The sequence below is a fragment of the Nocardiopsis sp. L17-MgMaSL7 genome (genome assembly GCF_003182025.1).
Classification (GTDB): Bacteria; Actinomycetota; Actinomycetes; order Streptosporangiales; family Streptosporangiaceae; genus Nocardiopsis; species Nocardiopsis prasina.
Genome location: NZ_QGTF01000001.1, coordinates 571826 through 585724, shown reverse-complemented (window position 1 = coordinate 585724; position 13899 = coordinate 571826). Strand labels below are relative to the sequence as shown.

The following is a 13899-nucleotide window of genomic DNA, read 5'->3' as shown; positions in this document are numbered from 1 at the left end:
GCCGGGCCCGGCCGGTTCGGTCAGAGTCCGGACAGGCTGAGGAAGAACGCGACGATCAGCGCGCTTCCGCCCACCGCGGTGAACAGGGCGCGCCCCTGTTCGGTCAGTCGGGCGGAGACCAGGCACACCCGTGGGGGCACGCTGGTCCGCTGGGCGGTGGCGACCCCACCGGCGGAGCGTGGATCGGGGAGGCGTCCGGGCACGAAGCGGGGCACCTTGTTGAAGAGGGCGATCGACACCAGGGTGGCGCCGACGGCGATCAGTGTGAGGGACACGAGAGAGGAGGGCCTTACTGAACTCGGCGGCGGTCGGATGGGTACGCCCGGGTGGGGGTCGGGCAGTGCGGGTCGTTCCCCGCCTCCGTCGCTTCATGCAGTGGGGCGTTGGCCGCTAACGGCCAGCATCCGATTAGAACCGGACCCTTATTACTGAGGGTGTTTCAGTCGGAACTCTGGGTGTTCTCCTGGGTGGTCGAGGGCAGGATCGTGTCCACCGTTTCGGTCCTCACGCCGAGGGCCCGGAGCACGAAACGGGTCACCAGAGCGTGCGTCCCGTCGATGTCGACCTCACCGTTGACCAGGGGCAGCCGCTGCGAGCCCACCATGGACAACGTGAGCCCCGCGACGCGTTCGGAGGGCAAGCGGTCGAACTCGCCCGCGGCGGTGCCCTCCTCCAGGATCTCGGTGAGCAGGCGCTGCATCGGAGCCACGTGCGCGGCCAGTGCCTGGTAGGCGTCGGGTCCCAGGCTGGCACCCAGTTCGGCGGCGGGCGGGTGCGGGTGCGCGACGATGCCTTCCAGCTGGAGGCGGACGAAGGCTGACAGGCGGCGGGCGGCCGAGACCCCCGAGGGGAGCTCGCGTTTGTAGCGTTCGACGAACGCGGTGCTGACCTGCTCGGTGAAGGCCAGGAGCAGCGCGGGCTTGTCCGGGAAGTAGTTGTACAACGCGGTGCGGGTGATACCCGCCGCGTTGGCCACGTCGGTCATGGAGATGCGGTCGATCCCCTGTGACCTGGTCAGCTCCTCGACGGCGTCCATGATGCGCTCCCGTGTGCGGGCACGGTGAGCGGCGATGGTCGGAGCCGTGATCTTGGGCATGACTCCTATGGTGGCACGCCAGGGGAGTGCCGAACGTTCCCCGAGGCGCGGCCGGGGGAGGCGGGGGCGGGTCAGGCGTACCGCCTGCCGAGGTCGGCGAGGACCTCGGTGTTGAGCTGGTAGGCCAGTCGGGTCTCGCGGACGAGGAAGTCGGCGGTGCGTTCGTCGAGGTCCAGGGAGTCGAGGCGCTCGCGGTACCCGGTGCGGAACCTGGGCAGGCTGCCGAGGGAGTCGAAGACGTAGAAGGCCACGCCCGCGTCATCGGTGAGGCCGTACGCCCCGGCCGCGATCCGCCGGATGAACTGTCCGCCGGAGACGTCGCCCAGGTAGCGGGTGTAGTGGTGCGCGACGAAGCCCGCTGGGTGGTCGGCCATCTGCTCGATGCGCGCCACGTAGGTCCGGGTGGCCGGGGTCGGGGCGACGCGGTCGCGCCAGTCGGCGCCGAGCAGGTGCGTGAGGTCCGTCTCCAGCGCGGGGACGCGTTCCAGTTCGGGGTAGTGGAACCGGCCCGCCACGGGGTCGCCGACCAGCTCGCGGCCGACCCGCTCCAGGGCGACGTAGGCGAAGTAGTGCTGGGCGACCATCGCGGTGTAGCCGTCGAGGGGGAGTTCGCCCTCGGTGAGGGCCTTGGTGAAGCCGTGGTGTTCGGCGGCCGCGTGGTCGTTCCAGGTGGCGGCCTTCAACCTCGCGGAGAACGGTTCGGCTGTGGGGTCCGCCGTCGTGGGGGCCTCGACCGTGGCGCTCATCGTCACCTTCACCTCTCTTTCCGGGATCTTTATGACATGATGTCATTTAGGTGGCTCGGGTTGTCAAGATCGATACGACACCCTGTCAGAAAAAATGTGACACAACGCCCACTCGAAGTGTCCTGCGTCACAGGCTTCACGTGCTTTCGCACGCGCACCCGCACGCGCTGACCACCTGCGCGACCCCCGAGCCACGCCGGGCGGCCCCACCCGCTCGACCCTTCCGACACGCGCGGACGAGGGAGGTTCCGTCCCTCGGCGTTGGATGTGTCTCGTCTCGTCCGCTGGTCAACTGGTCGCCGGGGCGTTTATCGTTTGGGTGTCGTGCGGTCCGAACCACTGGTGGGACCCGAGGTGCCCGCCTCGGAACCCGGAGTGACGGGCCCCCACGGCACAGTGGACCTTGAGGCGATGAGTGGATACCAGGAGAACAGGGCACGATCACTCGACGGTGATCGGCGACGACGCGGCCCGAGCCGCCGACGGCGCTGCGACAGACGGCAGCGCCGCCCTGGGTGACGACACAGTCCTGGACGACCGGGTGGAGGCTACTGTCGAATCAGTTGACGTCCTGCTGATCGAAGACGACCCCGGCGACGCCTTCCTCGCCGAGGAACTCCTCGCGGACACCGCGCTGGCCACCAGGATCACCTGGGTCTCCACTCTCGCGGCCGCCCGAGAGCACCTCAACGGCTTCCGTGGCTGTGTGCTGCTGGACCTCAACCTCCCCGACGGGCACGGCCTCGGCCTCCTGCGCGAGGTCCTCGAAGGCGCTCCCTCCGCCGCGGTCGTGGTCTTCACCGGCCTCGACGACGAACACGAGGGCATCGCCGCGGTCGCCGCGGGCGCCCAGGACTACCTGGTCAAGGGCCAGGTGGACGGCTCCCTGCTGGCCCGCAGCCTGCGCTACTCCCTGGAGCGGCGCCGCGCCGACGAGAACGCCCGCCAGCTGCGCGAGGCCCGCATGCGTGCCCGCGAGAACATGCGCCTGGAACGCGGCCTGCTGCCCCAGGTGCTGCTCGACGCCTCGCCCCTGAGCCACCGCGCCTACTATCGGCCCGGCCGTAAACGCGCCCTGGTCGGCGGCGACTTCTACGACGCCGTCGAGAAGGACGGCACCACCCACGTCATCATCGGCGACGTCAGCGGCCACGGACCCGACGAGGCCGCCCTCGGCGTCAGCCTGCGCATCGCCTGGCGCACCCTGGTCATGAGCGGCGTCGCAGAGGAGCGCGTCCTGCCCAACCTGGAGGACCTCCTGGTGAGCGAGCGCGCCCAGGAGGAGATGTACGCGACGCTGTGCATGATCAGCCTCGACACCGGCAGCGACCGCGCCCGGGTGCGCGTCCTCGGACACCCGCCGCCCATGATCGTCACGGACGGGGTCGCCGAGGAGATCCAGGCCGCCCCGCAGCCGCCCCTGGGCGTCTTCCCCGTCGACCAGGACGAGTCGACCGAGGTCGTCCTGCCCAAGGGCTCCAGCATGCTCTTCTACACCGACGGCCTGGTCGACGCCTACGACGGCGGTCCGCCCGCCCGCCTGGAGGTCGCGGGCCTGCGCCGGATGGTGAACGGGGTCCTCAGCCAGGGCGTGGCCCTGTACAACCTGCCCGAACACCTGGTGGACGAGGCCGAACGCAGTAACGGAGGCCCGCTCCAGGACGACGTGGCGATGCTGCTCATCAACCACGGAGAGCCGGAGTGAGCCCCACCGGGGAGGAACACCACGCCATGGACACCGAGTCCCGGATCGCGGACGCCCAGGACGAGGGACCGGAACACGGGGAGGGGGCCCGGACGTCCGTCGGCGGCGCCCCCTTCGTGAACGCCTCCCCGCATGAGCGCGTCCACTCCAGCCGCCACTCCTGGAGCCTGCGCCGCAGGGTCACCAGCCTCCTGACGGTGGTCGCCGTCGTCCTCGTGGTGGCCGTCTCGGTCATCACCCTCGCGGCCTTCCAGGCCAGGGACTCCCTGGTGCTCCAGGTCGACTCCCTGACGCCCGGGCTGAGCACCGTCGAGCAGACCCGCTCGGCCTACCTCAGCCAGGACCACGCCCTGCGCGGCTACATCCTCACCGGGGACCGGGACTTCCTCCAGCCCTTCGTCGAGCAGCGCATGTCGCTCGCCGAGCACCGGAGCGCCCTGGCCACCCTGGCCGAGGAGAACCCGGACATAGCACCCAAGGTCAACGAGCTCATCGAGGCCGGTGACGTCTGGAGCGAGGAGTTCGCCGAACCCGTCCTGGAGGAGGTCCGCAGCGGAGACACCCCCACCCAGGAGGACCTCCAGCGCGGGCGCGTGCTCTTCCTGGAGCTCAACCGGGCCGCCGACGCCACGACCAACTACCTCGCCAACGAGATCCAGGAGGCCCAGAGCGGCCTGACCCTGGCCACCCAGCAGGTCGTGGCCCTGCTGGTACTGGTCGGCCTGGTCGTGGTCTTCCTGTCGGTCTTCCTGTGGGTCATGCTCCAGCAGTGGGTGCTGCGCCCCTTGGAGGAGCTGGCCGGGCACATGCGCCAGGTCTCCGAGGGCTACTACGCCCACCGCATCTCCCTGCACGGGCCGCCCGAGATCGTCCAGCTCGGCCAGGACGTGGACGCCATGCGTGAGCGCATCGTGCAGGACCTGGACGAGGTCGCCTCCGCGCGCCGCAAGCTCCAGGAGCAGTCCACCCTGCTGGAGCACCAGACCGAGGAGCTGCGCCGGTCCAACCTGGAGCTGGAGCAGTTCGCCTACGTCGCCTCGCACGACCTCCAGGAGCCGCTGCGCAAGGTGGCCAGCTTCTGCCAGCTGCTCCAGCGCCGCTACCACGGCCAGCTGGACGAGCGCGCCGACTCCTACATCGACTTCGCGGTCGAGGGCGCCAAGCGCATGCAGACCCTCATCAACGACCTGCTGGCCTTCTCGCGGGTCGGGCGCACGAAGAACTTCGCCCCGGTCGACCTCAACGTGGCCCTGGACGACGCCCTGAGCAGTCTGGAGACACGTCTGGAGGAGGCGGGCGCGGAGATCTCCGGCGATCCCCTGCCCACCGTCCAGGGTGACCGCACCCTGCTCACCCAGGTGTTCTTCAACCTGGTGGGCAACGCCGTCAAGTTCCGGGGCGAGGACGCGCCCAAGGTGCGCCTGAGCGTCGAACGCCAGGGCGACGAGTGGGTGTTCTGCTGCGCGGACAACGGCATCGGTATCGAACCGCAGTACGCCGAGCGCATCTTCGTCATCTTCCAGCGCCTGCACACCAGGGAGAAGTACACCGGCACCGGCATCGGCCTGGCGATGTGCAAGAAGATCGTGGAGTTCCACGGCGGTCGCATGTGGCTCGACACGGGCGCCGAGAACCCCGAAGGGGCCGAAACCACCGGCGACACGGACTCCGGACGGACCGGAACCCGCATATGCTGGACCCTGCCCGTAGACACAGAGGCGGAGAAGGAAGAGTCGGTTCCCGTGGAGGGAACCGAACCGACCGACGACGTCGATAACGGAGTCGAGGGCACCGAGGTCGCCGAGCCCGCCCCCACGGACGAGGCACCGACGGCCACACGAGAGTCCGGCGGCACCGAGCCGGAGACCGAGTCCCCCACGGGCCAAGAACCCGAGGGGGAACCGCGTCCCCTGCCCGGCGGCGCTGGCGGTACGGTTCCACCCGGTCACGGGGCGGGACCCGTATAGGGGTCTGGAAGCTTGAGCGAGGTCATGTTGGTGCATCCCATTGAGGTGCTGCTGGTCGAGGACGACCCCGGGGACGTCCTGATGACCAAGGAGGCTTTCGAGGAACACAAGCTGGGCAACCGGCTGCACGTGGTCTCGGACGGCGTCGAGGCGCTCCGCTTCCTGCGTCGCGAGGGCGAGTTCGCCGACGCCCCCCGCCCCCACCTGATCCTTCTCGACCTCAACCTGCCGCGCAAGGACGGCCGGGAGGTCCTGGAGGAGGTCAAGAACGACGACGACCTGGCGCACATCCCCGTCGTCGTGCTCACGACCTCGGAGGCCGAGGAGGACGTGCTGCGCAGCTACCGCCTGCACGCCAACGCCTACGTCCCCAAGCCCGTGGACTTCGAGCAGTTCATCCGGGTCGTGCGGCAGATCGACGACTTCTTCGTGACCGTGGTGAGGCTGCCCAAGGGCTGAACCGTGAACGGACCGGGGACGGAACCGGCACTCACCGCGCCGGATCGGGTGGGTGTGGCGGTTTTTCGTTACGGTTAGGGGCATGAGCCTGCCGGAACCGCGTGACCCCACTGGTCCCTACCGTGTCAGCGTCGTGTGCCTGGGCAACATCTGCCGATCGCCCATGGCCGAGAAGGTGCTCACCGCCGACCTCGAACGCGCCGGAATGAACGACCTCGTACGGGTCGACAGCTCCGGCACGGGCCACTGGCACATCGGCGACGGGATGGACTCCCGCGCCTCGGCGACCCTGCGTGTGCACGGGTACCTCACCCACCACACCGCCCGTCAGTTCGACCCCGAGGACCTGGCCACCCGGGACCTCGTCCTGGCCATGGACCTGGACAATCTCGGGGACCTGAGCCGGGTCGTCGAGGAACGCGGAGCCGAACTGGGCTTCGACCCGGACCGGCTCCGCCTGTTCCGCTCCTTCGCGCCCGGCGGCGGCCCCAACCCGGAGGTCCCCGACCCCTACTACGGGGGGGACGACGGGTTCACCGCCGTGCTGAACATGGTCGAGGCCTCGTCCAAGGGCCTCACAGGGGAACTCGTCACCCGGTTGCGGGGCTAGTCGCATGGACAGGGAGCCGATCGTGCGGTCCTTCGGGGGTACCGGAGACGGGCCGGGCCGACCGGGCCGTGACCCGCAGACCGGCACCCTCGCCGACCGGGTCGCGGCGCTGCTGGACACCGAGGTCCGCCGCGCCGCCAAGGCGGGGACCAGTCATGACTGGACCCTGTCCTACGTCGAACTGGCCGACGGCACCCGGCTGTTCGTGAAGTCCCAGTCACGCGGGCCCGAACCGGCCGGCGCACTGGCCGCCGAGGCGCGCGGTCTGGAGTGGCTCGGCCGGTGCTTCGGCTCCCCGGTGCTCCAGCCCCTGGGCTGGGACGAACGCCTGCTCGTGCTGCCGCTGGTGGAGCAGGACGAGCCCACGCCCGCCGCGGCCGAACGGCTCGGCCGGCAACTCGCCGGAACCCACCTGACCGGGGCGGACGCCTTCGGCGCGGACTGGCCCGGCTACATCGGTCCGCTCCCGTTGGACAACACGCCCGCCCGGCACTGGCCGCGCTTCTACGCCGAACAACGGTTGCGCCCCTACCTGCGCCAGGCACTGGACCAGGGGGCGCTCACGCCCACCGACGCCCGGGCGATCGAGCGGGTGGTCGACTCCGTCGAGGAGCTGGGAGGGGAACCCGAACCGCCCGCGCGCATCCACGGGGACCTGTGGAGCGGCAACGTGCTGTGGCGTGCCCGCGACGCGGTGCTCATCGACCCGGCGGCGCACGGCGGCCACCGTGAGGCCGACCTGGCGATGCTGGCGCTGTTCGGCCTGCCCCACCTGGACCGGGTCCGCGACGCGTACAACGAGGTCGCCCCGCTCTCCGCGGGCTGGCGCGGCCGGGTGGCCCTGCACCAGCTGCACCCGCTCCTCGTGCACGTGTGCCTCTTCGGCGCCGCCTACCGGACCACCGCCCTGGAGGCCGCGCGGACCGCCTTCCGCTCCACCTGACGCACGTGGGCGGTGCGCCGGTCCTCACCGTCGCCCGGCGGGCGGGTCCGATCGCCCGGCGGGTTCGACGGAGCCGTACATTGGGGGCATGGCTGACACACCCACCAGCCCTGATCAGGGCGCCTCCGGACACGACGGACCCGAGCTGCACGTGGCCCTGGTCGGCTACGGCAAGGGCGGTGAGGTCTTCCACGCGCCGCTCATCGACGCCGTACCCGGACTGCGCCTGTCCGCCGTGGTCACCGGCTCCGCCGACCGCGCGCGGGCCGCACGGGAGCGCTACCCGTGGATCACCGTGTACCCCACCGCCGCCGACCTGTGGGCCGACGCCGGGAGCTACGAGGTGGCGGTCGTCAGCACCCCCAACGACACCCACGCGCCGCTCGCGCGGGCCGCGCTGGAGGCGGGGCTGGCCGTGGTCGTGGACAAGCCCTTCGCGCTCACCGCACACCAGGCCCGGGAACTCACCGACCTCGCAGACAAGCTCGGCCACGTGCTCACCGTCTACCAGAACCGCCGCTGGGACGCGGACTTCCTCACCCTGTGGCAGCTGATCGAGGAGGGAAGCCTGGGGCGGGTGCACCGCTTCGAGTCGCGGTTCGAGCGCTGGCGGCCCGAACCCAAGGGAAGCTGGCGCGAGACCGGCGGCGTGGACGCGGGAGCGGGGCTGCTGTACGACCTCGGCCCGCACCTGATCGACCAGGCGGTCAACCTGTTCGGCCCGGTGTCCACCGTCTACGCGGAGATCGACGCCCGCCGCACGGGTGTGAACGCCGACGACGACGTGTTCCTGTCCCTGGGGCACGAGCGGGGGACCCGCTCCCACCTGTGGATGAGCGCCCTCAGCGCGCAGACCGGCCCCCGGTTCAGGGTCCTCGGCGACGAGGCCGCCTTCACCAGCCGCGGACTGGACGGCCAGGAGGCCCGGCTGACCGCGGGTGAGCGCCCGGACGCCGCCGACTGGGGCGTGGTGCCCCGGGAGGACTGGGGCCTCCTCGGCAGCGACGGCCGGACCGAACCGGTGCCCAGCGCACGCGGCGCCTACCCGGAGTTCTACGCCGGGGTGCGTGACGCCGTGGGCGAGGGCGAGCCACTGCCGGTCGACCTGCACGAGGTCATCCACGGACTGGAGGTCATCGAGGCGGCCCGCCGCGCCGCCCGGACCGGCTCGGTGGTGCGCCTGCCAGCCACCTGACCGGCCCCCGAACCCTCACCTTGGCCCTATGTTGGAGTGCAGGGTTTTCCACATCGAAGGAGCAGCGCCGTGGCCCAGGTCCTCGTGGTCGCCGATGACCTCACCGGAGCCAACGCCACCGGCGCACGGTTCGCCCGCACCGGTATGCGTGTGGCCACGGTGACACCCGAGCACGTCAGCCGGGTCGCCGGGGACTACGACGTGGTGGTCGCCAACCTCGACAGCAGACACGTCCCCGCCGAGCAGGCGGCGGACCTCGTCACCGACGTCGTCGAAGCCGTGTGGCCCGTGGGTCTGGTGGTCAAGCGCACCGACACCACGCTGCGCGGCAACGTCGGCGCGGAGATCGAGGCCACCTACACGGCCGTCCGCGAGCGCCTGCCCGCCGGGACCCGCGTCCGGGTGCTGTTCGCCCCGGCCTTCCCCGGCTCCGGGCGCATCACCGAGGACGGCGTGCAACTGCTCGACGGGGTGCCGCTGGAACGCAGCGAACTGGCCCTCGATCCCCTCTGCCCGATGACCACCAGCGTGGTCTCGGACATCCTCCGGTCCCAGAGCGACCTCGCCGTGCGCCACGTGCCGCTGAGACGGATCACCCAGGAGATGCTCACAGCAGAGCTCCTCGCCGGGGACGAGCCGATCGTGCTCTGCGACGCCAGCACCGAGCAGCACCTCACCGACATCGCCGAGGCCGCTGCCGCCGCCCACCACGCCGAGGGGATCGTCTGGGTGGCAGTGGACCCCGGCCCCACCGGGGCGCTGCTCGCCTACGCCCTGCGCCTGCGCGGCCAGGCCGGTTCGCGGGGGCCCCTCCTCGCCGTGGCGGGGAGCACCACCGACCTCACCCGCCGCCAGCTCGCCACGGTGGCCCGCACCGGAGCCGTCCGCTTCGTGGACCTGGACGCCGTGGCGCTCAGCGATCCCGACAGCGAGCACGCCGACCAGGTGGCGCGCGAGCTCACCGACCACCTGTCCTCTTCCGGCTTCCCCGAACTCTGCGTGCTGAGAGTGGTCACCACCGCCGAAGGAGTCCGCGAACTACCCGCCCACGCCCGGGCCGAGCTGCCCGGCCGCGTCGCCCGCATGGTGGCCGACGTCGTCAACGAGCTCGCCGACACAGTGGGGCCCCAGGCACTGCCCAGCGGCCTCTACCTGACCGGTGGCGATCTGACCGCCAGCCTGCTGGACGAACTCGACGTGCACGCCTTCGACGTGGGCGGGGAGATCGTCCCGCTGGCCGTCCACGGCCACCTCAGCGGAGGCCCGCTCGACGGAACCCCCGTCGTGGCCAAGGGCGGCCTGGTGGGGGACGACATCACGCTGGTCGAGTGCCTGGCCAAACTGCGCCGGTCGGTCCAGGCCCGCCTCCACCAGGTGCACTCCGAGGTGTCGGAGCACGTGATCCCCACCGGCGGCCGCGAGCACTGAACAGGAAGGGGCGCGGTGCCACCTCTGCACCGCGCCCCGGTATGCGGGCAGCCCTAGGCCTCCGAGCTGATGTGGCCGGCGACCAGCTTCCCGAGCAGGTCAGCCAGGGTGCCGGGGGCCTCCAGCGGACCCATGTGGCCGAGCCCCGGGATGATCCGGACCTCCACCGGGTTCTGGACCAGACCACCGATGTGCCGCGCGTGCCACGGGGGAGTCAGCTTGTCCTCCTCACCGCCCACCACGACGGTGGGCACCGCGATCTCCCGCACGGAATCGTCCAGGTGGAGCTGGGTGATGACGCGGCCCCACTCACTGCGGGGAACACTGGCGCACCCGTGGACGAGCCGGGCGCAGAGCCGTTTGGCGGCCGGGCTGCTCCTCTTCCCCATGACCAGGAACCGGAGCACGTTGGCGCTCCCGGCGTTGGCCGGCCCGAGGGGGAGCGGAGTGGTCAGGAAGGCCCTCGAACCGAGTCTGCCGAGCGCCCCGGGCAGCGGGATCGCGGTGGCCCGGTCGGCGAGCTCCGTGCACCCGGTGTTGGTGAGGAGCACCGCCCCCACCTTCTCCTTGAAGGTCGCACGCGGCCCGGAGGCCATGATGGTCATCCCGCCCATGCTGTGTCCGGCGACCACCGCTTTCCGGCCGGAGGGAACGGTCGCCTCCAGGACCGCGCACAGGTCGTCGGCCAGTTTCTCCGGCCCGTACCCCGCCCGGGTGAGGGGGGTCTGACTGCGGCCGTGCCCGCGCTGGTCGTACAGCACCACCCGGAGGTCGGGGTCGAGGTCCCGTACCACGGGGCCCCAGGAGGCCAGGGACGTCGACCAGCAGTGGGAGAGCACCACGGTCGGTCCGTCCGAGGGACCGCGCACCTCCACGTGCAGTCGGGTGCCGTCCGCGGAGCGCACCCGGAGTTCCTGTGCCTGTCCCACGTGTCGTATCGCCATGGGGGTCTGCCTCTCACTCGGGGGAAGTCAGGTCGGGTGGGCGCGGGGCCTCAGTCGTCGTCGAGGTCGATGCGGGGGACGGCGAAGGGCGGCGTGCCCGACCCGTTCACGGGGTGCCCGCCCCACAGGTTGGGGGTGTCCAGCCTGCCGACACCCTCGTGTCCGTCGGGGGTGCGCACGACGACTGTACGCGCACCCTGCTCGTAGGCCCTGGTGAGGCCCGGCTCCGGGGAGAGGCGTCCCTTCCACCGGTAGTCGCCGGTCAGCGGGGAGAAGTGCCCGGCGAAGTGCGCGCGGACCTCGAAGCTCCCCGCGTCCGGGGCGTCGGAGGTCTCCTGGAGCAGTCGGACCGTGACGGTGCCCTGGTACTCCTCTTCCTCGTCGTCGAATCCGCTCATGTGGCCGCTCCTTCCGGGACCCGGCTCGGGCGCCGTCCGCCGGGGGCGCGGCGCAGGTTGTAGTTGTGCGGGTCGAACCAGCGGGTACGCAGCGCGAAGTTCCAGGTGAAGGTGGGCCACAGCGTCGTGTTGCGGCCCTGCTCGTTCAGGTACCAGCTGTCGCATCCGCCGGTCACCCACACGGTTCCCCGCATGGATCTGTGGACCATCTCGTTGTAGGCGCGCTGGGCCTCGGGCCGGGGCTCCAGGCGGTCGACCCGGTTCTTGCAGGCGAACTTGAGCGCCTGCATGGTGTAGCGGATCTGCGCCTCGATCATGAACACCTGCGAGGTGTGCCCCAGGCCTGTGTTGGGCCCGGCCAGCACGAACGCGTTGGGGAAGCCGTTGACGGTGGTTCCCCGGAAGGCCTGGACGTCGGATCCCCAGTGCTCGGCGAGGGAGCGCCCCGAGGAGTCGTACACGCGGTGCGCGATGGGCGGGTCGGTGACCTGGAAGCCGGTGCCGAGGATGATCGTGTCCACCTCGTGCTCGGTCTCCCGGCCGGAGGAGTCCCGGGTGACCACGGAGTTCGCCCGGACCTCGGTGATCCCGTCGGTGACCACGTCCACGTTGGGCCGCGCCAGCGCTGGGTAGTAGTCGTTGGACATCAGGATGCGCTTGCACCCGGCGCGGAAGGTCGGGGTGAGCTTGCGCCGGAGTTCGGGGTCCCTCACACTCCGGTTGATGTTGGCCCGGCCGAGCCGCTCCACCACCCCGAGCAGCCTGGGGTTCTTCGCGAACCCGAGGATGTAGGTCTCACGACCCCAGTAGATGCTCTTGCGGGCGACCTGCTGGGCGCCGGGGACGTTCCGGTACAGCCAGCTCTCGGCCTTGGTGATGTCCCGGTCGTGGCGGAACATCACCCACGGGGCGGTGCGCTGGAACAGCGACAGCTTCCCCACGAGCGGCTGGATCCTCGGTACGAACTGGATCGCGGACGCACCCGTGCCGATCACCGCCACCTTGCGCCCGGTGAGGTCGTGGTCGTGGTCCCACTCGGCGGAGTGGAAGAGCCTGCCCTCGAAGGAGTCGAGGCCCTTGATGTCCGGGTAGGTGGGGTCGGCGAGCGGTCCAGCGCCACTGACCAGGAACTGGGCGGTGACGGTGCCGCTGGAGGTCTCGATCCGCCAGCGGTTGGCCTCGGGCTCCCAGCGGGCGGCCCGGACGTCGCTGTCGTAGCGCACGTGCCGGTCCACACCGTGTTCACCGGCGACCCGCTTCATGTACTCCCAGATCTCCGGCTGCGGGGAGAAGGTGCGGCTCCAGTCGGGGTTGAGCGCGAAGGAGAAGGAGTACAGGTGCGAGGGGACGTCGCAGGCGGCTCCCGGATAGGAGTTGTCGCGCCAGGTCCCACCGATCCCGTCGGCCCGTTCGAGGATGACGAAGTCCCGGAGTCCGGCCTGCGTGAGGCGCACAGCCATGCCGATCCCGGCGAACCCGGAGCCGATGATGGCGACCCGGTGGTGCGGCACTGTTTCGGTCACGATGCTGTTCCCTTCGTACGGGCTCGGTGCGGCCCTGGACGCTGGTGTACCGACCGGTAAGTATGGGCCCCCGGGGAACGTGGCGCGTTACGTTCCCCGGGGGGAGGGGGTCGGGGGCTGAGCGCGTGGCGCGTTCGCTCTCAGCCCCCGACGTCAGGGCCGCCGCCGGAAGACGTGGCGCGTTGCGCCTTCCGACGACGGTGTTCGGGGGAGAGGTGGTCCTCTCGTGGGTCGTGGCACGGGTGCCACGGTGGGACGGTACTAGCGGCCGAGCAGCCCGGCCTTCTTCCAGAAGTACCGGCCCAGGCCCGTGATCGCACCCGCGGTGTCCAGCGTGTCGACCACCTTGCGGGCGGCCCACGTCTTGGTCTCCACCCAGTACGGGTTGTTCTTCGCGACCCGGGAGGCCTCCTTCGGGTCCAGCCCGACCTGCTCGTAGACCTTCGGATTGATGAGCCGGGTCGCGGAGTAGTACGTGACCAGCCCCAGCACGATCCGGCTGTAGGCCTTGTTCAGGGCGCCGCGCTCGGGCCAGTCGCGCTGGAACTCCTCGCGGGCGTAGCGCATGTGGCGCGCCTCCTCGGTGACGTGGATGCGGGCCACGGAACGCACCAGGGGGAGGATCTGCTCGTCCGGGACCGCCTCGCGCTGGAGCTGGTCCAGGACCTCCTCCACGAAGAGCGCGCCCGCGAAGATCAACGGTCCGTGCGCGATCGCCTTGAACACGCGGCCGAGGTGGAAGGTGACCGGGTCGAGACGGTGCGCCTCCCAGCCGAGCTTCTGCACCATCTTCGCGAACATGACCGTGTGGCGGCACTCGTCGGCGATCTCGGTGTAGGCGTACTGGACGTGGAGGCTCGTGGGGTCGTTGTGGTAGGCGTGCCG

14 protein-coding genes are annotated in these 13899 nt (G+C 70.8%); 7 read left to right on the top strand and 7 right to left on the bottom strand.

Annotation, left to right across the window (positions count from 1 at the left end):
• Positions 1-20: 20 nt before the first annotated feature.
• From BDW27_RS02420 to BDW27_RS02410, 3 genes are all read right to left on the bottom strand, one after another.
• Positions 21-275, bottom strand: coding sequence for a hypothetical protein (locus BDW27_RS02420; RefSeq protein ID WP_017547229.1), 255 nt, complete (start codon positions 273-275; stop codon positions 21-23).
• A gap of 164 nt (positions 276-439) precedes the next feature.
• Complete coding sequence (locus BDW27_RS02415) at positions 440-1096, bottom strand: TetR/AcrR family transcriptional regulator (protein WP_110048036.1); 657 nt, start codon at positions 1094-1096, stop codon at positions 440-442.
• Between the two features lie 71 nt (positions 1097-1167).
• Positions 1168-1842: a heme oxygenase (biliverdin-producing) gene (locus BDW27_RS02410; protein WP_110048097.1), complete on the bottom strand. Its 675-nt coding sequence runs from the start codon at positions 1840-1842 to the stop codon at positions 1168-1170.
• A gap of 451 nt (positions 1843-2293) precedes the next feature.
• On the opposite strand from BDW27_RS02410, the gene BDW27_RS02405 reads away from it, so the two are divergent.
• The 7 genes from BDW27_RS02405 (at position 2294) to BDW27_RS02375 (ending at position 10149) form a co-directional block, all read left to right on the top strand.
• The gene (locus BDW27_RS02405) at positions 2294-3547 is read left to right on the top strand and encodes a PP2C family protein-serine/threonine phosphatase (protein WP_017547226.1); all 1254 of its coding nucleotides are present in this window, start codon (positions 2294-2296) and stop codon (positions 3545-3547) included.
• Positions 3544-5514: an ATP-binding protein gene (locus BDW27_RS02400; protein ID WP_110048035.1), complete on the top strand. Its 1971-nt coding sequence runs from the start codon at positions 3544-3546 to the stop codon at positions 5512-5514. Before BDW27_RS02405 ends, BDW27_RS02400 begins: the two co-directional genes overlap by 4 nt.
• 24 nt (positions 5515-5538) lie before the next feature.
• The gene (locus BDW27_RS02395; RefSeq protein WP_026129711.1) at positions 5539-5973 is read left to right on the top strand and encodes a response regulator; all 435 of its coding nucleotides are present in this window, start codon (positions 5539-5541) and stop codon (positions 5971-5973) included.
• 82 nt (positions 5974-6055) lie between these two features.
• Positions 6056-6583, top strand: coding sequence for a low molecular weight protein-tyrosine-phosphatase (locus BDW27_RS02390; RefSeq protein ID WP_110048034.1), 528 nt, complete (start codon positions 6056-6058; stop codon positions 6581-6583).
• A gap of 4 nt (positions 6584-6587) precedes the next feature.
• The gene (locus BDW27_RS02385; protein WP_110048033.1) at positions 6588-7526 is read left to right on the top strand and encodes a fructosamine kinase family protein; all 939 of its coding nucleotides are present in this window, start codon (positions 6588-6590) and stop codon (positions 7524-7526) included.
• 88 nt (positions 7527-7614) lie between these two features.
• Positions 7615-8721 carry a Gfo/Idh/MocA family oxidoreductase gene (locus BDW27_RS02380; RefSeq protein WP_017547221.1) on the top strand — a complete coding sequence of 369 codons (1107 nt, stop codon included), beginning with the start codon at positions 7615-7617 and terminating at the stop codon, positions 8719-8721.
• 69 nt (positions 8722-8790) lie between these two features.
• On the top strand, positions 8791-10149 hold the full coding sequence (locus BDW27_RS02375) for a four-carbon acid sugar kinase family protein (protein WP_110048032.1): 1359 nt from the start codon (positions 8791-8793) through the stop codon (positions 10147-10149).
• Positions 10150-10202: 53 nt separating this feature from the next.
• Here the strand turns inward: BDW27_RS02375 and BDW27_RS02370 are convergent, their stop codons facing one another.
• The 4 genes from BDW27_RS02370 to BDW27_RS02355 all read right to left on the bottom strand — a co-directional run.
• Entirely contained in the window at positions 10203-11093 is an 891-nt protein-coding gene (locus BDW27_RS02370; RefSeq protein ID WP_110048031.1) for an alpha/beta fold hydrolase, read from the bottom strand.
• A 50-nt stretch (positions 11094-11143) separates the two neighbouring features.
• Positions 11144-11491: a DUF4873 domain-containing protein gene (locus BDW27_RS02365; RefSeq protein ID WP_110048030.1), complete on the bottom strand. Its 348-nt coding sequence runs from the start codon at positions 11489-11491 to the stop codon at positions 11144-11146.
• On the bottom strand, positions 11488-13014 hold the full coding sequence (locus BDW27_RS02360) for an NAD(P)/FAD-dependent oxidoreductase (RefSeq protein WP_110048029.1): 1527 nt from the start codon (positions 13012-13014) through the stop codon (positions 11488-11490). Before BDW27_RS02360 ends, BDW27_RS02365 begins: the two co-directional genes overlap by 4 nt.
• Positions 13015-13275: 261 nt before the next feature.
• The coding region (locus tag BDW27_RS02355; protein ID WP_110048028.1) for a diiron oxygenase at positions 13276-13899 on the bottom strand (624 nt) is incomplete at its 5' end.

Excerpts from the sequence above, each read along its gene's own strand:
- BDW27_RS02415 (WP_110048036.1), bottom strand. The coding sequence starts at position 1,096 with ATGCCCAAGATCACGGCTCCGACCATCGCCGCTCACCGTGCCCGCACA.
- BDW27_RS02410 (WP_110048097.1), bottom strand. The coding sequence starts at position 1,842 with ATGAGCGCCACGGTCGAGGCCCCCACGACGGCGGACCCCACAGCCGAA.
- BDW27_RS02395 (WP_026129711.1), top strand. The coding sequence starts at position 5,539 with ATGTTGGTGCATCCCATTGAGGTGCTGCTGGTCGAGGACGACCCCGGG.
- BDW27_RS02390 (WP_110048034.1), top strand. The coding sequence starts at position 6,056 with ATGAGCCTGCCGGAACCGCGTGACCCCACTGGTCCCTACCGTGTCAGC.
- BDW27_RS02385 (WP_110048033.1), top strand. The coding sequence starts at position 6,588 with ATGGACAGGGAGCCGATCGTGCGGTCCTTCGGGGGTACCGGAGACGGG.
- BDW27_RS02380 (WP_017547221.1), top strand. The coding sequence starts at position 7,615 with ATGGCTGACACACCCACCAGCCCTGATCAGGGCGCCTCCGGACACGAC.
- BDW27_RS02370 (WP_110048031.1), bottom strand. The coding sequence starts at position 11,093 with ATGGCGATACGACACGTGGGACAGGCACAGGAACTCCGGGTGCGCTCC.
- BDW27_RS02365 (WP_110048030.1), bottom strand. The coding sequence starts at position 11,491 with ATGAGCGGATTCGACGACGAGGAAGAGGAGTACCAGGGCACCGTCACG.